Source organism: Corynebacterium tuberculostearicum (assembly GCF_022347385.1).
Lineage (GTDB): Bacteria > Actinomycetota > Actinomycetes > Mycobacteriales > Mycobacteriaceae > Corynebacterium > Corynebacterium tuberculostearicum_M.
In genome coordinates, this window is record NZ_JAKRDT010000002.1 from 136,903 (window position 1) to 158,295 (window position 21,393).

Annotated in this window: 18 protein-coding genes and 2 tRNA genes; 10 read left to right on the forward strand and 10 right to left on the reverse strand. The window is 60.6% G+C overall.

The features are described from left to right. Nucleotides 1–36: 36 nt before the first annotated feature. The 3 genes from ulaA to MHK00_RS01835 all read right to left on the reverse strand — a co-directional run bounded on the left by ulaA (nucleotide 37) and on the right by MHK00_RS01835 (nucleotide 3,641). Nucleotides 37–1,608 carry a PTS ascorbate transporter subunit IIC gene (ulaA, locus tag MHK00_RS01825; protein WP_250410179.1) on the reverse strand — a complete coding sequence of 524 codons (1,572 nt, stop codon included), beginning with the start codon at nucleotides 1,606–1,608 and terminating at the stop codon, nucleotides 37–39. 11 nt (nucleotides 1,609–1,619) lie between these two features. Next, on the reverse strand, nucleotides 1,620–2,435 hold the full coding sequence (locus tag MHK00_RS01830) for a PTS sugar transporter subunit IIAB (RefSeq protein WP_005324350.1): 816 nt from the start codon (nucleotides 2,433–2,435) through the stop codon (nucleotides 1,620–1,622). A gap of 300 nt (nucleotides 2,436–2,735) precedes the next feature. After that, nucleotides 2,736–3,641: a DUF5067 domain-containing protein gene (locus MHK00_RS01835; protein WP_005324352.1), complete on the reverse strand. Its 906-nt coding sequence runs from the start codon at nucleotides 3,639–3,641 to the stop codon at nucleotides 2,736–2,738. 132 nt (nucleotides 3,642–3,773) lie between these two features. Between MHK00_RS01835 and MHK00_RS01840 the strand changes: the two genes are divergently transcribed. Further along, nucleotides 3,774–3,847 (forward strand) — tRNA-Ile (locus tag MHK00_RS01840). Between the two features lie 108 nt (nucleotides 3,848–3,955). Beyond that, nucleotides 3,956–5,011: a trimeric intracellular cation channel family protein gene (locus MHK00_RS01845; RefSeq protein ID WP_250410180.1), complete on the forward strand. Its 1,056-nt coding sequence runs from the start codon at nucleotides 3,956–3,958 to the stop codon at nucleotides 5,009–5,011. 54 nt (nucleotides 5,012–5,065) lie between these two features. Here MHK00_RS01845 and MHK00_RS01850 read toward each other — a convergent pair whose 3' ends face one another. Further along, nucleotides 5,066–5,602, reverse strand: a complete 537-nt coding sequence (locus MHK00_RS01850; RefSeq protein ID WP_250410181.1) for a hypothetical protein — start codon at nucleotides 5,600–5,602, stop codon at nucleotides 5,066–5,068. A gap of 143 nt (nucleotides 5,603–5,745) precedes the next feature. Between MHK00_RS01850 and MHK00_RS01855 the strand changes: the two genes are divergently transcribed. Continuing rightward, a complete protein-coding gene (locus MHK00_RS01855) occupies nucleotides 5,746–7,329 on the forward strand; it encodes a mechanosensitive ion channel family protein (protein WP_250410182.1) in 1,584 nt (527 codons plus the stop codon). Between the two features lie 130 nt (nucleotides 7,330–7,459). Beyond that, nucleotides 7,460–8,548, forward strand: coding sequence for an alkene reductase (locus MHK00_RS01860; RefSeq protein ID WP_250410183.1), 1,089 nt, complete (start codon nucleotides 7,460–7,462; stop codon nucleotides 8,546–8,548). Between the two features lie 147 nt (nucleotides 8,549–8,695). Here MHK00_RS01860 and MHK00_RS01865 read toward each other — a convergent pair whose 3' ends face one another. Continuing rightward, nucleotides 8,696–10,366, reverse strand: coding sequence for an alkaline phosphatase D family protein (locus MHK00_RS01865; protein WP_250410184.1), 1,671 nt, complete (start codon nucleotides 10,364–10,366; stop codon nucleotides 8,696–8,698). A 402-nt stretch (nucleotides 10,367–10,768) separates the two neighbouring features. On the opposite strand from MHK00_RS01865, the gene MHK00_RS01870 reads away from it, so the two are divergent. Together MHK00_RS01870 and MHK00_RS01875 are read left to right on the forward strand one after the other, a co-directional pair. Further along, a complete protein-coding gene (locus tag MHK00_RS01870; protein WP_250410185.1) occupies nucleotides 10,769–11,563 on the forward strand; it encodes a serine hydrolase domain-containing protein in 795 nt (264 codons plus the stop codon). A gap of 475 nt (nucleotides 11,564–12,038) precedes the next feature. After that, nucleotides 12,039–12,449 (forward strand): hypothetical protein, encoded by a 411-nt coding sequence (locus tag MHK00_RS01875; RefSeq protein WP_200435398.1) that lies wholly within the window; start codon nucleotides 12,039–12,041, stop codon nucleotides 12,447–12,449. 78 nt (nucleotides 12,450–12,527) lie between these two features. On the opposite strand, the gene MHK00_RS01880 is transcribed toward MHK00_RS01875, so the two are convergent. Continuing rightward, complete coding sequence (locus tag MHK00_RS01880; protein WP_200435399.1) at nucleotides 12,528–13,313, reverse strand: HAD-IIA family hydrolase; 786 nt, start codon at nucleotides 13,311–13,313, stop codon at nucleotides 12,528–12,530. After that, nucleotides 13,310–13,603 (reverse strand): acyl carrier protein, encoded by a 294-nt coding sequence (locus MHK00_RS01885; protein WP_250410186.1) that lies wholly within the window; start codon nucleotides 13,601–13,603, stop codon nucleotides 13,310–13,312. The genes MHK00_RS01880 and MHK00_RS01885 overlap by 4 nt, the downstream gene beginning before the upstream one ends. Before the next feature lie 27 nt (nucleotides 13,604–13,630). Here MHK00_RS01885 and MHK00_RS01890 point away from each other — a divergent pair, with 27 nt between their 5' ends. After that, nucleotides 13,631–14,629, forward strand: coding sequence for an alpha/beta fold hydrolase (locus MHK00_RS01890; protein ID WP_200435401.1), 999 nt, complete (start codon nucleotides 13,631–13,633; stop codon nucleotides 14,627–14,629). Between the two features lie 109 nt (nucleotides 14,630–14,738). On the opposite strand, the gene aceE is transcribed toward MHK00_RS01890, so the two are convergent. After that, on the reverse strand, nucleotides 14,739–17,486 hold the full coding sequence (gene aceE, locus MHK00_RS01895) for a pyruvate dehydrogenase (acetyl-transferring), homodimeric type (RefSeq protein WP_250410187.1): 2,748 nt from the start codon (nucleotides 17,484–17,486) through the stop codon (nucleotides 14,739–14,741). Between the two features lie 337 nt (nucleotides 17,487–17,823). On the opposite strand from aceE, the gene MHK00_RS01900 reads away from it, so the two are divergent. From MHK00_RS01900 to MHK00_RS01910, 3 genes are all read left to right on the forward strand, one after another. Continuing rightward, complete coding sequence (locus MHK00_RS01900) at nucleotides 17,824–18,222, forward strand: DUF3052 domain-containing protein (RefSeq protein WP_005324380.1); 399 nt, start codon at nucleotides 17,824–17,826, stop codon at nucleotides 18,220–18,222. Between the two features lie 68 nt (nucleotides 18,223–18,290). Further along, nucleotides 18,291–18,363, forward strand: a tRNA-Val gene (locus tag MHK00_RS01905). A gap of 320 nt (nucleotides 18,364–18,683) precedes the next feature. Continuing rightward, nucleotides 18,684–19,649: a DUF1963 domain-containing protein gene (locus MHK00_RS01910; protein ID WP_250410188.1), complete on the forward strand. Its 966-nt coding sequence runs from the start codon at nucleotides 18,684–18,686 to the stop codon at nucleotides 19,647–19,649. Nucleotides 19,650–19,829: 180 nt separating this feature from the next. Here the strand turns inward: MHK00_RS01910 and MHK00_RS01915 are convergent, their stop codons facing one another. Both MHK00_RS01915 and MHK00_RS01920 read right to left on the reverse strand, forming a co-directional pair. Continuing rightward, nucleotides 19,830–20,837 (reverse strand): SURF1 family cytochrome oxidase biogenesis protein, encoded by a 1,008-nt coding sequence (locus tag MHK00_RS01915; RefSeq protein ID WP_250410189.1) that lies wholly within the window; start codon nucleotides 20,835–20,837, stop codon nucleotides 19,830–19,832. Between the two features lie 10 nt (nucleotides 20,838–20,847). After that, entirely contained in the window at nucleotides 20,848–21,339 is a 492-nt protein-coding gene (locus tag MHK00_RS01920; RefSeq protein WP_179386764.1) for a low molecular weight protein-tyrosine-phosphatase, read from the reverse strand. Nucleotides 21,340–21,393: the final 54 nt, after the last annotated feature.

Here is a 21,393-nt window from a genome sequence, read left to right on the forward strand (position 1 = left end):
GGGATACTGTAGCGCCCTTTGGGGTGTGGCGCGGGGCTAGTGGTCTACGCGGGTGGGTGGAACCGGCGCGCCCTCAGGTGGTAGCACCTTGGGATACTTCTTGGCGGTGCCGGAAGAAGTGGCAGCCGCGGTTGCGCCCTCGGTGGTACCGGCGGTGCTAGTAGGGGAAGGACGGTGCGGGGAGGGGTCCCAGTGGGCGTCGACAAGCGTGCGCTGGCATACCCAGCCCAAGGCCAAGATGGCCAGCGCGATAAGGGCAATGAAGAAAAGCCCCAGAGCGCCATCGGCGTGGATGGACCAACCCAGCAGCAGGCCGAGCCAGCCAAAGTCAGCATCGCCGAAAGTGGTATTCGCCGAGCCGAAGGAGCCCAGGACGCTGAGGAGGAATGCCGGCAGGAAGGTAATGATGAGGCCGTTGACAAAGGCGCCGAGTGCCGCGCCGCGGCGTCCACCGGTGGCATTGCCGTAGACGCCGGCCGCGCCGCCGGTAAAGAAGTGTGGCACGAGGCCCGGCAGAATCAGGGCCACGCCAAAGGCTGGGTTGAGCCAGGTGGAAAGCACGGCAAGGCCCACCAGTCCGCCCACGAAGGAAGAGATGAAGCCGATGAGGACTGCATTCTGGGCATAGGGGAAGACGATGGGCGCATCCAGTGCGGGAATCGCGCCGGGCACGACCTTGGCCGCAATGCCCTGGAACGCGGGCACGAGCTCGCCCAAAATGGTGCGTACGCCAAAGAGGATAACGGCCACAGCCACGCCGAACTGGAGGCCTTGGGTGACGGACTGCATCAAGAAATTGCCCACATTGGTGGCACCATCAGGGAAGGCGGTAAAGGCTTCCTCCGAACCGGCGCGGGCAATGAATAGCACGGCGAGCACAACGTACATCAGCGCCATGGAGAGCGCGGTTGCCACCATAGAATCGCGCAAAAAGCGCAGGCCTTCCGGTAGCTTTAGGTCTTCAGTAGAGGGCGACATCTTCTTTCCCTTGCCGCCCACCAGCTTGCCGACGCCGCCCGCAGCCAAGTACCCCATAGTGCCGAAGTGTCCGATGGCAACGGAGTCATCGCCGGTAATCCGGCGGGTAAACGGGTGCGCGATAGCCGGCAGCGAGACCATGAGAATGCCGAGCAGGGCCGCGCCAAAGGCGATGACGATCCAGGACGAGTACCCGGCAGGGGCGAGCACCATAGTGAGAAGCGTGGCCATGAATAGGACGTGGTGGCCGGTGAGGAATACGTAGCTCATGGGCGTGAAGCGGGCGAGGAGTAGGGAGACCACAAAGCCGAGGATCATAATCCAGGCGACCTGGCTGCCGAACTGGTCTTGGGCAATGCCTACGATTGCCTCATTGGTGGGAACCACGCCTTGCGCGCCGGTAGCGCCCGTAATCATGGCGCCGAGCGGCTCCAGCGAATCGGTGACGAGACCGGCGCCGGCACCGATGAGCAAGAACCCAAGCGTGGCCTTGATGGCGCCGCCAATGGTTTTGCCGGTGCCGCGCCCCATCGCGGCCAAGCCGACCGCGGTGATGATGCCGATGAGGAATGCCGGTACGGAGAGGATCTCATTGACAAGGAAGTTTGCTATAGCAAGAAGAAAATCCATGAGGATGCTCCTTAGATGTCATAGAGCTCGCGCAGAGCCCCATCGATTTCAGACATAGAGGTGAAGTCTTGAATGACGTAGACGGGAACGCCGACGTCGCCAAGCGTTGCTGCGATTTCGCCGGAGGTGAGCAGGAAATCCGCCTCGCTCGCACGACCCTTGGCGGAGATGGTGTCGGTAGCTTCCACGGTCAGGTATGGCCCCCAGCCCCATTCATCGAGCACCTGCTCCAGGGTATTTTTAAGGAACAAAGATGTGCCCAGGCCGTTGCCGCATACCGTGAGGATCTTGCCTTTGGAGGCGATGGAATCCGCGGATTTTTGTTTCGCAGGGCGGGCTGCCAGTTCGGTCGGTGCTGCGGAAGACGCGCGCTTCTTACTCGAAGCCGCTGCTTTGAGAACCGCACGGAGCTCCTCTTCAGAGTCCACGCGATTGAGCTCATCTCGCTTTGTAGCTAGCAACTTTGCTAGCTGCTTCATGGCCTGTAAATGCTCGGAGTCATTGCGCGCGGCAAAAGCTACGACTAGGTCTACGGGATCATTGGACTCGTGGCCGAATTTCACCGGCTTATTCAGCCGTGCCCATGACAGCGAGGTTTCCTTTACCGACTCCGAAGGGCGTGCGTGCGCGAAGGCAAAGCCTGGGGCCACAACAATGTAGGGGCCCGTCTCTTCCACAGAGCGCACCATTGCTTCTGTGTAGTCTGCGGTGATCGTGCCTGCATCTTCGAGCAACGATCCTGCAAGCCGGATAGTTTCTCGCCAGTCCTTGGCGGCGCCGTGCAGCTCTACCGCGCCGGGCACCAGGAGGGAATCTAGTGTCGCCATATGTATCTCCCATCACAGAAATAGTGACATCGGGGTTAATGTCACTAACGATTCTATTCCGTGGAGAAACCGGAGGTAAAAGCAGGGGTAACGTTTGCATAGGGGAAGGAGTGGAACAGTCCTAGGGTGCTCCATTGGACTGTGGAAACTGCTGAGTTTGCTGCAGAGTAACGGCCATGTGTGGCCAGACAGAGCCGGGGCTCGAAAATGGCTCGATTTCACTTCGGGCTTTGTATTTCAGCGGGCTTCGCTTTCTGCAGTAGCTAGAACGGGAGAGTGACTCGCGTTGTGTACGGGGAGTTAATTGAGCTCGAAAGTCTGGCGGCCGATTTCGTCTTGGCTGAAGGACTTAGAGGCGACAAGGTCCACAGGCGTGGTTAAATCATCGAGCTCGTAGGATATTGTTCCGGCGACAGTTCCTCCCTTTTTAATCTGTTCAAGCTGAGTATCGGAAGTTTCAGGATCAAGATAGGAACCGAGATCTAGCTCGTTTACCTTATTCGGATCATTGTCTTGGATGGCGGTGAAGTACACGACGAAGTCGGTGGTGGTTAGGGTCTCATCCGTTTTATTCGTTACGTCATAGTGAAAGACGAGAAGTGGCTTTTCACCTAATTCGTTGCCGGGCTCACCAGGTTTAACAACACGGTGGTCGGTAATTTCGAACTTGGCGGCTGGAACATCCAGGACTCCGTCTTTAAAGGATTGGCTAAAATCTGTACTCTTTAGCTCTTTTACGGTTGTCGGATCATCCTTCACCTTTTTCATGTGTGTGGTGAATTCCTTATCTTCAATCGCGACCTGGAAAGTTAAGGTGTCGTCTTCGATAGAGAAATCTTTCTTATCGGACAAAGCGGCCATCCACTCCGAGGCGGTGGCAACGGTATCGCGGTTTGAGCTAACGGTCTCACCGGAGGCAGCGGCTTGAGCGTCAAAGGTGCCAATCCAGTAGATCATGCGATTTTCGCCGTTGCCCATGACCCATTCGATGGTGATGACGTCATCGGTGATGCTGGCCTCCATCCAGCCATCTTCAGAAGCGCTGTCCTCTTGCTTCCACGTTCCATTTACGGACTTCGCATCGGCCTGAGCATCGGACGTGGAATTAATGGAGCCGTCTTCCTTTGGTTTGTCGCTGCTGCTATCTGAGCAGGAAGTAAGTGTGAGTGCAGAGACGACAATGAGAGAAGAGAGTAGTTTGCGCATAAATAATTTCTACCCTCAGGGGGTAGGAAGCGTACAAATACTCAATAGCGAAGGGGGCAAATTGGTCTTTGGCCACTCTTTGACTAATCTTTTGAGGGCAGATAATCGCCCAAGTGGGCGGGAAATCTGCGTGGGGCTATAGCTCAGTCGGTTAGAGCTACGGACTCATAATCCGTTGGTCGCGGGTTCGAGCCCCGCTGGCCCCACGGTGAGGAGGAGGCGTCGGCAAGCAATGCCGGCGCCTTCTGTGGTGCCTGGCTGCGCATATGGGTGTGCTAATTGCGCGGTGGCGGGCGGTGAAGTCTAATAACCATATGGTTGAAGTAGATCCGCTCATTGAATCTCTCTACCGCTGGTCCGATATCAGCGGCGTGCTGCTGATGGGAATCATCGGCGGCACTATGGCGCGCAAGCGCGGCTATGACATCATCGGCTTTTTCTTCATCGCGATGTTCTCTTCCCTGGGCGGCGGCATGGTGCGCGACGTCCTCATTAACCGCGGCACCGTGGCGGCCATGAGCCAGCCGGAGTACCTCTACCTGGCCTTTGCTGGTGCGCTCATTGCCCGCTTTGTCTACTTCAAGGGCAAGACCTGGGATTATCTGCAAGCGCATGGCGACGCCGTCGTGTCCGGCCTCTGGGCCGCCACCGGCGCAGTTAAGGCAATTACCTATGGGCTGCCGCTTATCCCGTGCATCATGATGGGCGTGTTTACCGCCACCGGCGGATCCATGATTCGTGACATCGTCATGGGGCGCGAGCCTAGCGTCTTTGGCGATAACCAGCCGACGGTCATCCCAGCCGTGGCCTGCGCAATCATCGTCTTGGTGGGCCACCACTATGACATGATGGCCGTGGGCATGATCATCGGACCGCTGGTCTCCATCTTCTTGGCGCTGCTGGGCATTTGGGCCGGCTGGCGCGTGCCGGCCTACCAGGAATGGGCGCCACTTAATGACACCGCGGCGCAGGTAAAGGTGCTGGCCAAGAAGGCCGAGAATAAGAGCCGTGCGGTGGGGCGTCGCCTAGAGCCGCACCGCGTGCGCTCCTGGCGCCATCGTCAGATGGAGGCCGCGCTGCAGCGCCGCATTGAGAAGGAAGTGCGCTCCGGCAAGCGGCGCAAGGAAGCGGCCGCGGAGGCCAGCGAGTTTATGGAGTCGTTTGAATCGGACGTCGATCAGCTCAGCGCCCAGGCCACCGAGTCCGAGAACATCGACTTCGGCGTGGACCTTATCGGTGACTCCTACGAGGCGGAAGAGCAGGCCTCCCACGAAGAATCCCAGCGCCTGCTGGATACCATCTTGGAAGATGACAAGCTTACCGATGAGCTCATTGACCGCCTCATGAAGCGTTATAACTCCCGCGACTAGGGCTGTGGGTTTGGGTGCGGCGGCCTAGTTCGCGGAGGCCTAGCGGGAAACGGTCTAGCGCCCCACCGCGCCGCAGACCTGCGGATCCGTGATGTAGCCCTGTTCGCAGCCATATTGGGTCTGGATTTCTCCGGAGCTCTTATTCCGGTTGCCATTGGCGTCATTGCCATAGCCGCACAGGTAGGCCGGGCAATCCGCGCTCGGGCCGCCGTTATTGGCTTGGCCCTGCTGTGGTGCCTGTTGCTGTGGCGCCGGCTGGACCGGTGGCTGGTTATTGGATTCCTTGCACAGTCCGGCAAACTCCACCCAGGTGCCGTCCGCGCACTGGTACCCCGCGGTATTGGCCTGCTGCTGGTTATTCGTCGCCGGCTCCGGAGTCTGCGTGCGTGGCTCGCGCTCCTGCGGAGTTTCGGTCGTGGTTTCTTCCGTGGTCGATTCCTCGGTGCTTGTTTCGGTGGTGCTGGTCTCGGAGGCAGTCTCCGTCACGGTTTCCTTCACCGTGGAGATGGTGGTGGCGGTGTCGTCGCTGCCGCCGCAGCCAGTGGTAAAGAGGGCAAGGGAAAAGAAGGGGATAAGGAATGATTTCTTCATGCCCCACAGAGTAGCCAAGCCCGGCCGAGCCCGCAGGAGTTTGCGCAGGGCATAGGGGGTGCGCGTCGGAAGGAGCGGGGTTTGCATGGTTGCTGGCAGTCAACTGGCATCTAGTTTTCAGGCACGCGGCTTAATCTAGAGGCATGAATCTGAAGTATTACTTCTACGAGCTGTGGAGCCTCTTTGTTGACCACGGCTTACCGCTTATCGCGCTATTGCTGATAGGCATTTTGATCCCGCGCATCGGCAGGCTGGCCATCCGCATCATGGAGCGCGGCCTCGATGAAGACGAAGAAGCCACCAAGGCGCGCCTGGCACTGACCGGAGCGCTGGTCTACATCGTGCAGGCAGCAGCGTACTTCCTCATCATTTGGGCCGCGTTGACCAATCTCGGCGTGCCCGCGGTAGGTGCGGCAGTGCCGGCGACGATAGTCTCGGCCGCCGTGGGCTTTGGCGCCCAGTCCATCATTGCGGACTTTCTCTCTGGCTTCTTCATCCTTTCGGAAAAGCAATTTGGCGTGGGCGACTATGTCAGCTTCGATGGCGTGACTGACGTGGAAGGCACCGTGGTGATGCTGACCCTGCGCACTACCAAGGTGCGCACACCCACCGGCGAGCTGGTCACCGTGCCCAATAGCTCGGCCGGCGCGGTCACCAACTACTCCCAGGAGTGGTCGCGCGCCGTGGTCAACTTTGATGTGCCGGTGCAAGAAGGCGAGACCCTGCCAGAAATCACGCGCCGGGTGCGCACGATTTCCGAGCAGGCCATCCAGGAACCGTCCATCGCCGTAGACGTCAATGGCGGGCTCGAGGTGCTGCCGGCCACCCAGCTGGTTGCCCCGCAGGCGGCCGGACAGTCGTGGCACGTGACCTACCGCGTGTTGGTTACCGTAACCCCCGCCCGCCAGTGGGCGGTGGAGCGCGCCATTCGCTCCGCGCTGCTTTCCGAGTTCTGGGATCACTACAACGTGACCGACTTGGACGAAATCCAGCGCCCGATTCTTCCGGTGGGCGACAATGCCGCGGCCCAAGAATCCGTCAAGGATGCCTCCGCGGCAGGGGAGGGCTCGCGCCCCGATTCCCGGCCAGAACACCAGTCACCCGAGGCGGATGGCCCGAAAAGCGATGGCCCCGGAAAGCCCGCGCTGCCGGATGATGACGAAAAAGAGCCTGAGCCCACCCAAGGCATCTGGCGCGCGCTGGAGACCAATACCAAGTTCCAGAAGATCGCCACCATTGGCGGCCGGGTCCGCGCCTCTACCACGGGCCTCATCCTGGCTCTGCTCGTCGTCGGCGCCTTGGCCCTGGCCTCAAGCAACCCCGAAAATGCTGATGCGGGCTTGCTTTCGCCCGAGCATTGGCGCGATAGCGGCGCGGAGGCCTCCTCCTCGCAGCTTACCGACGCCCCCTCCACCAACCCCACCCCCGAAACCACCGAAACCGGCACGCAGTCCGAGCCGACGGAAGACAGCGCTGCTCCCACGGAGACCGCCAACCCGCAAGGTTCTAATGGCACTGGCACGACTGATACGCCTGCCGGCGGCGGTAGTCAGGGAGCGGGCGCCACGGGCAATACCTCGCCCGCCCCGAGTGCCGCCAACGGCGGGACCGATTCCGGCAACGGGGCCGGCACTGCGCCCACTGCCGGAAGCGACGCTGGCGATGGCACCCAAGCGTCCGGAACCGCCGGCAGCACCGGCCAAGAGATCCCGGCAGAGCCGCGCTAGTAAGGCTTCTACAGTGAGCCGGTCCGTCCAGCGCTCATTATTTGGCGAGGTAAAGCTGGCATACACGCTGGTGTCGTTATCCTTTTGACAGTGGTGAAATAGTGCGGAACGGCTGCGCGTTGCACTGGGCATGACTTCACTCTTCGAACCACTGGAACTTGGCCGATTCAAGCTAGATAACCGCGTCACCATGGCGGCACTGACCCGCCAGCGTGCAGGCGAAAGCGGTGTACCTACCGAGCTGCACCAGAAGTACTACTCGCAGCGTGCCACGGCCGGTCTGGTGGTTACGGAGGGAACCTTCCCGGCGTGGACCAACCGCGCATTCCCGGGCCAGGCGGGCATTGCGACCGACGAGCAGACAGAAGGCTGGCGCGCCGTCGCAGACCGCGTGCACGAGGAAGGCGGCACCCTGTTCATGCAGATCATGCATGGCGGCCGCACGAGCCACCCGGACCTGATTGACGGTGCGAACCCGGAGGCGCCGAGCGCCTTTGATTGGGGCGGAACCGTGCGTGGCTTCGCTGGCAAGATGGACGCGCCGGTGCCGCGCGAGCTGAAGAAGGAAGAGCTGCCGCGCATCGTGGATGAATTCCGCCAGGGCGCGCGCCGGGCTATTGATGCTGGTGTCGACGGCGTGGAGATCCACGGCGCCAACGGCTACCTGCTGCATGAGTTCATGGCGCCGTCTGCCAATAAGCGCGAAGATGAATTCGGCGGCAGCCCGGAAAATCGCTGGCGCCTGCCAGAGATGGTCATTCGCGCTGTGGTGGAGGAAATCGGTGCCGACCGCGTAGGCGTGCGTTTCTCCCCGGCACACAACGTGCAGGGCGTCATCGAAGACGACCAGGAAGACATGCTGGCCACCTACGGCGGGCTTCTCGACGCCCTGGCACCGCTGAACCTGGCCTATGTATCCCTGCTGCACGGCGAGCCGGACAGCGAGCTCATCGCCACGCTGGCGCAGAAGGCACGTGCGAACGGCGTGACCAAGGTGCTGATGAATGATGGTTTCCCCACGATTACCTCCAAGGAGGATGCCCAGCGCGAAATCGAGCTGGATTACGTGGATGCCGCAGTGGTGGGCCGCCAGCTCATCGCTAATCCGGACCTGGTGCGCCGCTGGCGCGAGGGCCTCGAGCTTAACGAGCCGGACCAGGATACGTTCTACCTGGGCGGCGAGCGCGGCTACATCGACTATGAGTATGCCGCGGACTAGGGAAGAATCCGCGGCACCAAAGGGGGCCCGAAAGGCGGGCGAGTGATAGGTAGTGAAATTCCCCAGAGAGGGTCTTTCACTATCTCTATCGAAGGTGTACTACTTGTTCGTTAACACCGAGTACCTGTCATGTGACAGAACTTACAACTATTCGCTGTAGCCCTCGCCCGGGCGCCAGGTCATGGTCACGGCCTCGCGCACCGGGGACTTGGCGGTGAGCAGGTTATCTACGCGCAACCAGTGCATTTCCGCCGAATCCGGGCGCACGGTGACAAAGCTGTAGCCGTGGTGGTCCAAATCCACGTGGCGGGTGTGCGGGTTGGCGCCCATCAAGTAGCGCTCGGCCAGCTTGGACAGCTCATTGCCCTCCGGCAGCTTCAACTGCTCGTTCACGTTGGGCGCAGACACGGAGGCGCAGACCATCTCGGCGCCGAAGATGCGGCCATCCTTGCTGATATTGTGCGCCCACTCGGAGTGGATATCGCCGGTGACAAAGAGGGTGTGGGAGTCGTGCTTTGAGAGGGCGTCGATAAGCAAGCGGCGCTCCGCCGAGTAACCATCCCACTGGTCGCCGTTGACCGGAATGCCGGTGATATTGGAAGACAGCGAGGAAGAAACCGGTTTGGTCTTGTCATCTTGTTGCAGGGTAGCCAGGTTCATGGGGGAGAACATGACGGAATTGCCCAGCATATTCCACTTGGCAGAAGAGGTCTCAATCTTATTGAGCAGCCAGTTGTACTGCTCAGAGCCGAGCATCGTGCGGCCTTCGGCGGCCATCTTGCGCGGGCCAAAGCGCACCTGCTCATCGCGGTAGGTGCGCAGGTCCATCATGGTCAGCTCCACCAGATCACCGAAGGTCAGGCTGCGGTAGAGGTGGCCCTGCTCGGACGGGTTGGTCGCGCGCACCGGCATCCACTCAAAGTAGGCCTGCATCGCGGCCTTGCGGCGGTCCAGGAAGGCTCCTTCCTCGCCTTCGGTGTGGTTCTCGGCGCCCTCGCGCCAGTTATCGTTGGCTACCTCGTGGTCATCCCACACCACAACCCACGGCAGCGCGGCGTGTGCGGCCTGCAGGTTCTCATCGGTGCGGTAGCGGCCGAGGCGGATGCGGTAATCCTCCAGCGAGATAATCTCGTGCGCCGGGTGGTGCAGGCGCACCGGGCCATAGCCGGCGTATTCGCGCTGCGGATACTCGTAGATATAGTCGCCCAAGAAAATCATGTAATCCAGCTGGTCCGCGCGGCCGCGCTGGGCAATATCGCCATAGGCATTGAAGAAGCCGGACTCCCAGTTGGCGCAGCTAGCCACGCCAAAGGTGAGCTCCTCCGGGGAGGCGCTCAGCGCCGGGGCGGTCTTGGTGCGGCCGACGGGCGAGTACTTTTCCTGTGCCTTAAAACGGAAGAAGTACACGGTCTCCGGCTCTAGGCCATGCGGATCCACGTGCACGGTGTGATCCTGGCCGGCGTCGGTGGTCACTTCGCCCCGCTTGACGACGTCCCCAAACCCCTCATCCTTGGCAATTTCCCACTCCACCCGGGTGGCCTCGCCTAGTCCGGATCCCGGCATGGCATCGGCATCCGGGGTCACGCGGGTCCACAAGATGACCGAATCCGGAATCGGGTCACCCGAGGCCACACCGTGGAGGAAGGGTCGCTCGCCCAGCTTGGGCTCCACCATGTGCTGCTCCACGCGCGGCGAGAGGCTGCTTTGGGCGTTGGCGGCTGCACCGGACAGAGCGATGGCGGCACCGGTGGTACCGGTGGATTGCAGGAAGCGGCGGCGGTTAACTGCGCTGCCCGTGTTCTTAGAATTATTAGACATGGTTGAAAGTTTTCTCATGTCTAGTGGGTGTGCAACCGTTTCCTGTCCGATTCCATAAAATGTTCTTGTTGTTTTAACCGATGGTTTACTTGGGCGGCCTCCTGTGGGACTGACGCGTCTGGCGGTTGGGCGGTTTCGAGGGGGCTTTCGCCGGCTTCGGTGGCTTAGGTCCAGTTTGATCGGGCTGATTTGAGGCCTTTAGGGCTGAATTGAGGGGTCCATTCGCTCAGATCAGCCCGATCACCTTGGACCTAAGGTATGCGGACCCAGTAGACCTAAGGAATGTGGGATTCGTGAACCCAAGGCGTACGCGGGCCCAGTAGGCCTAAGGGGCGACCGGCTCACAAAGGCGCGCCCACAGCGGTCCAGTGCTTCCGAATGAGGCTCAGTAGGCTGGTGAGTATGAGTGAATTTAGCCAAATTAGCCAGTGGCCCGCGGATACGGTGGCCGGAGCCTTGCTGCACCGCGGCGAGGTGCAAGAAACGGTGGGGGATACCGCCCGCGAGTTTCCGGTGGCATCGGTAACCAAGCTGGTCGCAGCCTACGGCGTGATGCTGGCCGTGGAAGAAGGCGCCGTGGAGCTAGAGCAGCCCGCCGGCCCGGAGGGCTCCACGCTCGAGCACCTCCTTGCGCACGCCTCTGGCATTTCCTTTGATTCCCGGGAGCCACAGAAGCCGGTGGGTGAGCGCCGCATCTATTCCTCGGCCGGTTATGAGTGGGCCGCGGATACCGTGGCTGAAGCTACGGGCATGGATTTTGCCGAGTACCTGCGCGAAGGCATTTTGGCTCCGTTGGGCATGAACTCCACCCGGCTTGAAGGCTCGGCCGGGCACGGTTTGGTTTCCACAGTGGAGGACCTCGCAGCCTTTGCTGCGGAAGTTCATGACCCGCAACTCCTGCACCCCTCCACCGTGACCGATATGCGCCGCGTACACTTCGGCGGCCTGCGCGGCATCGTTCCGGGCTATGGTAGCTTCAAAGACTGCACCTGGGGTCTAGGCTTTGAAATCCACGGCGATAAGGATCACTGGATGGGCGCTCTGCCTGCCGACGCCGTCGGCCACTTCGGCATGTCCGGCACCTACCTCTGGGTCGCCGGCGACTATGCCATGGTCGCGCTCACAAACCGCGACTTTGGCGAATGGTGCAAGCCCCTCTGGCACGATACGAATACCGCCATCTGGAACTCTTTGTAATTTGCCCGCTTTGGCGGAGCGAGCGCCTTCCACTGGGGGAAGTGGTGTGGTGGAAGGCTCCCCCGTGGGGCGGGGAGAAGTCGGGGAATTTTGTGCGAAATGGGGCCATCCTGCGTGGGAAACCGGGGCGAGCATACGGGCGGCGGTTGCGTGTGGGCCTAGTTGCGCGTTCCTGCGCGTGAGCAGGGCTTCTGTTGCCTGCCGTCAAGGAGGGCAAGAATTTTCCCAGCAAACTCCAAATTTCACATTTGTAACATTGGTTTCACCTGCAACTTTGGCCCCAGTCTGTACCTAGGGTTGAGGTTTAGCGAATGGGGGTTGAAGTGAAAGTTGAGGGTTGTAGGGAGGGGTGTGACGCAGGAAAACTGTGAGCAGACGCATCAGACAGTTCGTTGGGGAAGACGAAGCTCGTCTTGCATCGCGCCGGGCCGGCAGGCCTCGTGCGGTGGTGATCTATGTCGAGGGAGAATCGGCTATGAATACGTGCGTTAACCCTGCGCCGGTTGAACAGCCGGCCTCCACCTCCACGTGGCCCTCCGTCAACGGCGGCGCCACCGTGGTCACCGGTGTGCTGAAGATTTCCGGGATGCCGCGCAAGCTGCGCTCGGAGATTGAACACGCCATGGATCGGTGCATCCGTACCGAGTCGGAATTTATCATTCCGGGCGATGACCCACTGACCGCTCAGTGGTGCACTCGTTGGTTCCGGGATGGGCTTTCCGTAGCGGCGCTTGCCCAAGGCGGCAGCGCCTGCGCCAACGCGGGCAGCGGTATCGGCTGCCACCAGGTGCTTACTGGCACCCGCGAGGAGCTGGACGCGCTTGATTGCGTCGTGCGCTACCTCGCGCAGCGCCACGGCTTTAGTGCTGCCGTGCGCCTGCCGTAGAAGGCACGAAAGGGGTTGGACCAGCTGTTGCTGGCCAACCCCTTTTTTCTGCCGCCGGGTGGTGCGCTCGGCTATGGACTATTCCGCCTCTGCGAAAGGATCCAGGATCTTGTCTGGCAGCTCTGCCACGGACTTCAGCACGGCTGACGGGCGGTACGGGTAGCGAGAAATCTCGTGGTCATCGGAAATGCCGGAGCGCACCAGCACCGTGCGCATACCGGCTTCAAGGCCCGCCTTCACGTCTGTATCCATGCGGTCACCAATCATAACCGTGTGTTCCGAGTGGGCGCCGATAGTATTCAGCGCAGAACGCATCATGACCGGATTTGGCTTGCCCACGTAATAAGGCTCGCGGTTGGTGGCGGCGGTAATGAGCGCAGCTACGGCGCCGGTAGCTGGAAGTACGCCCGTGGGGGCGGGGCCGGTGACATCCGGGTTGGTGGCAATAAAACGCGCACCATCGCGGATGAGGTTAATGGCGGTGGTAATCGCCTCAAAGGAGTAAGTGCGGGTCTCGCCAAGTACAACGAAGTCCGGGTCATCGTTGGTGAGGATCCAGCCCGCCTCGTGCATGGCGGTGGTCAGGCCGGATTCGCCCACTACGTAGGCCTTGCTGGAGCTTACCTGGCTGGAAAGAAAGTTCGCGGTAGCGGTAGCGGAGGTCCAGATGCGCTCTGCAGGGATATCCAGGCCGGTATTACGCAGGCGTGCAGATAGGTCCCGCGGGGTAGACATGGAGTTATTGGTGAGCACCATGTACTCGATGTCATTGTCTTTGAGTGCCTGGATAAATTTATCGGCACCAGGGATCATCTCACCTTCTTTGATGAGCACGCCGTCCATGTCTGATAGATAAGAAATCATTGGTGATCCTCCACATACTCGGCGATATCGCCGATGGTTTCGCTGTTGAGCATCGTCTCCTCAGAAAAGCGGACCTGGAAGGCCTCTTCCGCGCGCACGGTGAGCTCCACCAGATCGAGCGACTCCACGCCGATATCCTTCAGGCGGGTCTCGCGGTCCAAGTCTTCCTCGATCCCGGTGACCTTACGGATGAGTGCGATGAGCTGGCCGAGAGTATCTCGCTCCGGCTCCTTGTCCGGCGCACTCGCATTGAACTTTGCCTGCAATTGGGCACTGAGGTCGTTTGCCATGCCCACCAGTCTAGTATTGATCCCGTTATGGCATTGAGAAAACGTTCTTCCGTTGTGGCGCGTAGTTGGCTCAAGCGCCTGCGCCCCTCGCACCGCGCCGAGCTAGAAAAGCTCTATGGCGGATTGCATGATCCCTCTACCGAGCCTGGCCTTACCCACATCAGCGCGTCCGGCACCGTGGACCACGATGGCCTAGACATCGCCTGGTACGAAGTTGGCCAAGAGGACGCCCCGGTGACGGTGGTCTTCATCCACGGCTATTGCCTGTCCGCAGAGGCCTATTATGACCAGGCCAATTACCTGCGCGGCCGCAACGCGCGCGCACTGTTGGTGGACCTGCGTGGGCATGGGCAGTCCTCCACGGTCGCCCCAGAAGAGTGCACCGTTGACGCGGCTGCCGACGACGTCCTGGCCGTGATCCGCGAGCGTGCTCCCCGCGGCAACTTGGTCATCGTGGGCCATTCCCTGGGCGGCATGGTTGCCTTAAACCTCATCCGCCGTGCGCCGGCCGAGGTGTATGAGCGCATCAAGGGCGCGTTGCTGATTTCTACCTCTATGCGCCGCTTTGCGGCCAAGGGCGTGGCCCAGATTTTGCAGTCCAAGTCTCTGCACGCGCTCTACCGCCTGTGCCTGCGCCTGCCTGGCCGCGTCGATAGTGCCCGCTTTGAAGTTGCCCGCTTTATTGCCCCACTTTTTGCCGTGACCCTAGCCGGCTTTCCCCAGATGGAGAAGCTGCAGTTCCACGTTGCCATGCTTCTCGATACCCCCTTGGCCTCCTATTCCGGCTTCTTCGATGACCTTTTGGATCACGCCGAGTATGGTGCCGCAGAACGGCTGGCAAAACTCCATGGTGAGGTAGTGGTGGGCACCGCCGATATCGTCACCCCGCGGTCGCAATCCGAAGTGCTCTGTGAGAATTGGCCCGCCGCGAGCTTGCAGACAGTGGAAGGCTCCGGACACATGGTGATCCTCGAAGACCCTGAGGCCATCTCCGCGGCCCTCGGCCGCGTCCTCGACGCGATATAGGCAGGCTGCTCGAGCGAGCCTCTCGAGGCATGCAAAAGGCGCCGCGGCGGGAAGCCGGCGGCGCCTTTTTAGCGCGTGGCGCGGGGTCTAGCCCGCACCAATGCGGGGGTTAGTCCTCGATGTGGGTGGTAGCGGTCGGATCATCCAGCTTGAGATCCTTGGCTGCCTTCTCCACTACGGAGCGCTCAATCTTGCCCTCGCGAGCCAGGCCATCGAGTACGGCGACGACGATGGACTCGGCATCGATGTTGAAGTAGCGGCGTGCGCCCTCGCGAGTATCGGAGAAGCCGAAGCCATCCGCACCCAAGGTGATGTAGGTACCTGGGACGTACGGGCGGATCTGCTCCTGCAGCTCGGTGGTGAAGTCAGAGACGCCAACGAACGGACCCTCGTAGCCCTTGAGCTGGGAGGTAGCAAATGCCTCGGTCGGCTCCTCGCCCTTGCGCAGGGCCTCCTTGTTGCGGCGGGCACCGTCGCGGGCCAGCTCGTTCCAGGAGGTGACGGAGAAGATGGAGGCCTTGACATCGAAGTCGTCGGCAAGCAGCTGCTGTGCACGCAGCGCCTCGTGCACGCCCACGCCGGAAGCCAAGATATTGGCAGCAATGGAGCCGCCCTCAGCGGTGTTGAAGTGGTAGATGCCCTTGTGCAGGCCCTCCACGTCCAAGTCCTCCGGCTCGGCCGGCTGGTGTACCGGCTCGTTGTAGACGGTGAGGTAGTACATGACGGCCTCGTTGTCCTCGCCGTACATGCGCTCAATACCGCGGGAGACCAGGTGCGCAACCTCGTAGCCGAAGGCCGGGTCATAAGAAACCACGGCCGGGTTGGTAGCGGCCAGGACAGGGGAGTGGCCGTCCATGTGCTGCAGGCCCTCACCGGTCAGGGTGGTGCGGCCGGCGGTAGCGCCGATAATGAAGCCGCGGCCCATCTGGTCACCGGCCGCCCAGAAGGCATCGCCGGTGCGCTGGAAGCCGAACATCGAGTAGAAGATGTACAGCGGAATCATGGCCTCGCCCTGGGTGGCGTAGGACGTAGCTGCCGCGGTGAAGGAGGCAGCGGCGCCAGCCTCAGAAATGCCCTCGTGCATGATCTGACCGTCGGTAGCCTCGCGGTAGGAGAGCATCAGGTCATGGTCAACCGGCACGTAGTTCTGGCCGCGTGGGTTCCAGATCTTCATGGTGGGGAACCAGGAGTCCATACCAAAGGTGCGGGCCTCGTCCGGAATGATCGGCACGACGCGCTTGCCCAGCTCCTTGTTGCGCATGATCTCCTTGAAGGTGCGCACCAAGGCCATGGTGGTAGCTACTTCCTGCTTGCCGGAACCCTTACGCACGGAGCGCAGCTTATCCAGCGCAGGTGCCTCAAGCGGGGTGAAGTCCTCACGGCGCTCCGGCAGGAAGCCGCCGAGCTCTTTACGACGCTCCAGCATGTACTTGATCTCCGGGGAATCCTTGCCCGGGTGGTAGTACGGCGGCAGGTACGGATCCTTCTCCAGCTCCGCATCGGAGAACGGAATCTCCTGCTTATCGCGGAAGCGCTTCAGATCATCCAGGGTCAGCTTCTTCATCTGGTGGGTAGCGTTGCGGCCCTCGAAGTTGTGGCCCAGGCCGTAGCCCTTAATGGTGTGCGCCAGGATGACGGTTGGCTTGCCGGTGCCCTTGTTCTCCAGCGCGCGAGCGTAGGCGGCGTAGACCTTGCGGTAATCGTGGCCGCCGCGGCGCAGTGCCCAAATCTCATCATCGGACATGTCCTCTACCAGCTTGGCCGTGCGCTCATCGCGGCCGAAGAAGTGCTCGCGCACATAGGCGCCGTCGTTGGCCTTGAAGGTCTGGTAGTCACCATCGGAGGTGGTGTTCATGACGTTGACTAGGGCACCCTCGGTGTCCTTTTCTAGCAGCTTATCCCAGCCGCGGCCCCAAATAACCTTGATGACCTCCCAGCCGGCGCCGCGGAAGAAGGACTCCAGCTCCTGGATGATCTGGGTATTGCCGCGAACCGGGCCGTCGAGGCGCTGCAGGTTGCAGTTGACCACGAAGGTGAGGTTATCCAGCTCGTAGAGGGATGCGATCTGCAGCAGACCGCGGGATTCTGGCTCGTCCATCTCGCCATCGCCCAAGAAGGCCCAGACGTGCTGGTTGGAGGTGTCCTTGATGCCGCGGGTCTCCAGGTACTTATTAAAGCGTGCCTGGTAGATAGCGTTAATCGGGCCCAAGCCCATGGACACGGTGGGGAATTCCCAGAACCATGGCATCAGGCGCGGGTGCGGGTAGGACGGCAGGCCCTCGCCCTCACCGCGGGAGACCTCTTGGCGGAAGCTATCCAGATCCTTTTCGGTCAGGCGGCCTTCCATGTATGCGCGCGCATACATGCCTGGGGAAGCGTGGCCCTGGAAGAAGACCTGGTCGCCGCCCGAAGGATCGTCCTTGCCCTTGAAGAAGTGGTTCAGGCCGACCTCATACAGCGGGGCAGCGCCTGCGTAGGTGGAGATGTGGCCGCCCACACCAATGCCCGGGCGCTGTGCGCGGTGCACCATGATGGCTGCGTTCCAGCGGATCCAGCGGCGGTAGCGCTTTTCCAGCTCCTCATCACCCGGGAATTCCGGCTCCATGGTGGTGGGGATGGTGTTGACGAAGTCCGTAGACGTCAACGATGGCATCTCAACACGCTTCGCAGTGGCGCGCTCGAGCAGGCGCAGCATCAGGTAGCGGGCGCGCTCCGGAGCGGAGTGGTCCAGCAGACCATCGAGGGAGTCCATCCACTCGCGGGTCTCTTCTGGATCATTATCGTGAAGATACGATGCAACGCCGTCGCGGATGAGGGGGAAGTTGGAGTCGCCCTGGTGGGCGTCCTTCTCGGCCATTTAAACCTCCTATTTAAGGGTCTGCACAGTTTGCTTACTAGGATACGCGCTCACAGATCCACAGTCGTTGTGAAGTCCGACTTAAGGGGACGTGCGGTACGTTACATCGCCATAACCAGTATCTTTGTAAATTTCGGTGGGGTAAAAGAGGGTAGTTTGCTAACTCTGTGGAGCCAGCTGCGCTGGCGGCAGGGCCTGCAAAATGGGGGAATTGCGGCCCTTAGGCGGGTAAAAGGGGCCGGTGGGCGTTAAAATACTTCTATTAAGCCGCGAGTTACCCGCAGGATGCGGGCGATACGCGGACCAGACATTCACTAAATTAGGAAGGAAATGCATAGTGGCTGACGCTGCAGTCAAGCTCGGAATCAAGGAAGGGCAGATCGCCCTGGAGCTTGGTTGGGACGAGGATTGCGATACCGCAATCTCTGAATCGATCGAGGCCGTGCTCGGCGACGACTTCTTGGAAGAAGAAAATGACGAGCTGTGCGATGTAGTCCTTCTTTGGTGGCGCGAAGAAGATGGCGACCTTGTGGATGGACTGGTGGATGCGAGCCGCCCGCTGGCCGATAACGGCGCAGTCTGGCTGCTTACTCCGGGCGCCGGCAAGCCGGGAACCGTAGAGCCTGGGCTCATCTCTGAGTCCGCTCAGCTGGCAGGCCTGGTGCAGACCAAGGCGGAGCGCCTAGGCGAGTGGCAAGGCTCGTGCTTGGTGCAGCGCGGCTACACCAAGAAGTAGGGCTTTACCTGCCGATTTGTGTTGCTTTAGCAACCTGCGCTACTGTTTCTAACAGCGCAAGAGCGCATGCGGCTTTAGCTCAGCTGGAAGAGCAATTGGTTTACACCCAATAGGTCGGGGGTTCGATCCCCTCAGGCCGCACAAGGTCAGAGCCCCTTTTCGAGAAATCGGAAAGGGGCTCTTTCGCGTTTCCACGACAACGCCACGACAGGGTTAAGGGTCAAGATGTGTGTCTAGCTCGGCGCATCGGTGGGGAAGACGATGACTGGGGCAAGATACCGACTGCGGCTCGTTAATCATCAGTAGGTCTGGTTTCTCTGATGTACATGTATGGCCTAGGGAGAGGCCAAGGGGCAAGTGTTTGCAGCTCGGCTCCTTCGCGCCACATGATGAGAGCAGTTTTACTGGTCAGACTAAACAACCTGTGAATATTTGAGGGCAATTTGCCTATAGTCGTGGCCATGAAAGCAAAAGTGGAATCTCACGAGCGGAAATATACTTTTGATACCGTTCCGACGCGCCCGACCGTATTCTTAGATGAAAGTACTCGTCCCGATTCGCCCACTACCTCGAAACTGTGCGGAACACCGTATCTCCCAGAACATTCGCCGTATCCCAGTTTCGACGGTGACCCTTTGCTGTTTATCGCCCAGTTCAATTTCGCTGAGCTCCCTCCGCTGCCTGGGTTTCCTACGGCAGGACTACTACAACTTTTCCTGCCGGACGATGGTGACTGGGGAGCGCATTATTTGAAGCAGGTTGTCGAGGAAGGAAGCCAAGGCCCAACCCCATTTGCTCGTTACATTGCTGATCTCACTGCGCCCCATATAGGCGAGGTTCCGGAAGAAGTTATTGACGAGGGAGACCACCCAGCTGAGAATCCTTCAGTGGCCACTGTCCTTGATGGCAATCTGGGGGAAGTAAGCGTCACACCTACAGCTCACGAATATTCCCGCAACGCCTTCTGGGATGACGATCTTCGCACGATACTTCGCCGCGGGGAAGATTTCGTAGAGGTACACACATATTCATGGTGGATCATCATCCGGCGAGTTATTCGTGGAAAAACTTCAATTAAGCAGATCAATCTCTCTGGGCCAACAATGGGTAGTCAAAAGGAACTATTCAAGGCGGAAGTAGCTCGGATAGAAGCCGAAGGATTTATCGTCGACCCTCAGACCGAGGATTACGTGGAACCTACGGTCTTTAAAGATGCCGTGAAAAAGTCGCGTCTAGGCGGCTATGCAACGCTGTGGAACCCCAGCCGCATCCCGACCGACGATGAGCACATTGTGTTAGCCACGGTAGAAGAAGGTGACGGTTCTTTCGTGTGGGGAGATTGCGGAGTCGGAAACTTCTATATCCATCCTGACGACCTTGCCGCACGTGATTTTAGTCGAGTCATCTTCGAATGGGACTGCGGCTAATACGACGGCAAGAAGGCTGAGATACTAACTAGTTTGTACTTTTCATAGCTGCTGTCCTGGGCCAACTTGTGGCCACGTTACTCGTGAAAGGGAGGGGGTAGCGCCCGCTACCGTGGCTGTTCCTTGGGGCCTAGGCGGATGCTCAGGCAACGCGGGCTAGGCGGCCTAGGCAGAGAGTGGCTAGTAGCGCTCGCGGCGGCGCTTGTTCAGCTTGGCGTAGTGATCTGGTTTGGAGTCGCCGTAGCGCGAGCGATTGCGGCGGCTGGCGGCATGCGAGGAGGACGCGGCGGGAACGGCCGTGGCGGTATCGGTGGCGTCGTCAGCGGCCGCGTGGGCGTCGCGTCGGGAGGTCGCGGGGGACGGGGTTTCTACAGGTGCGGAGTCTGCAGCGGAGGCGTCCTCGGGCTCGGATGGGGTTGAGGCATCGGCATCGAGGGCGGCGAGGGCTTCTTCCTCCTCGCGTAGGCGGCGGCGCTCACGGATTTCGGACCACACGAAGTAGCCCAAGCCCAGCGGGGCCATGATGCCGAAGGCAATCCACTGGTAGCCGTAGGAGAGATGGTTGCCGCGGTCGAGCTGCGGGATCGGCATGGCGTTGAGCACGCCGGGCTGGTCGGCGGAGAGTTGGATGTAGTCGTGCGCCAAGGGGGCGTCGATAAGAGTGGCAATCTGCTCCGTATGGATGGAGTAGACCTGCTGGTAGCCCTCCTGCTTAATGGGGGCGGACTGGTGCTCGGCCTCGTCGGCGCGGATCATGCCGGTAAGCGTGGTCTCGCCCGAGGGAGCATCAGGGATATCCGGCACTGCGTTGGCCTCGCCGGCCTTGACCCAGCCGCGGTTAACTAGGATGGTCAGGCCGGAATCGGTGCGGAAGGGAACCAGGGATTGGTAGGACGGGCCGGAATCGACCGGGCGCAGGCGCAGCAGCACCTCATCCTGCGGCAGATAATGGCCGTGCAGGGTGGCGCGGGACCATTCATCGTCCTTGATAGCGCCGTTGCCATCCACGAGGTCTTCCACCGGCTTAGGGTCGGCCTCATAGGCGTGGGTGATGAGCTCGTTGCGTTCCACAATGTCATCGTCTTTGCCCAGCTGCCACGGGGCAAGGACGGTAAAAGCGAGGTAGGAAAAGGCCACGACGAACAGCAGCAGTAGAACCCAACCTGGCTTAAGGAACGTCTTTAGCATGGGGCCTAGTTTAGTCGTGGTTAGCGCGAATCCAATCCAGCAGGCCAGGCACGGCGGCCTCGATATTCTTGCGCGTGGTTTCAAAATCCGCAGTGGAACCGTAATACGGGTCTGCCACGTCCGCGTCCTCCGGGGAGTTGGGGTCGAAGCTGCGCATCAAGCGAATCTTGGCTGGGTCGATGCCGTGTTCAATGAGGGCTTCGCGGTGGCCCTTGTCCATGGCAATGAAGAGATCGGCATCCATGTGCTCGGCGCCTAGCTTGGCCGCGCGGTGGGAACCGCCATCGTGGCCGCCGCGGCGCAGCTCGGCAATCGCACGCTCGTCCGCGCCCTGGCCCACATGCCAGCCGCCTAGGCCGCAGGAATCTACGGTGGCGACGAGGTCTAGCATGTCCTTTTCCATTTCATCGCGCACGATGATTTCTGCCATGGGGGAGCGGCAGATATTGCCGGTGCAGACAAAGACGAGGTAAAGGCCGGAGCGGGTATCGGATTCGGTCATGCGGAAAACCCCTTCGCGCGAATAGTACTGTGGTGCGGAAGATAGGATATAGCA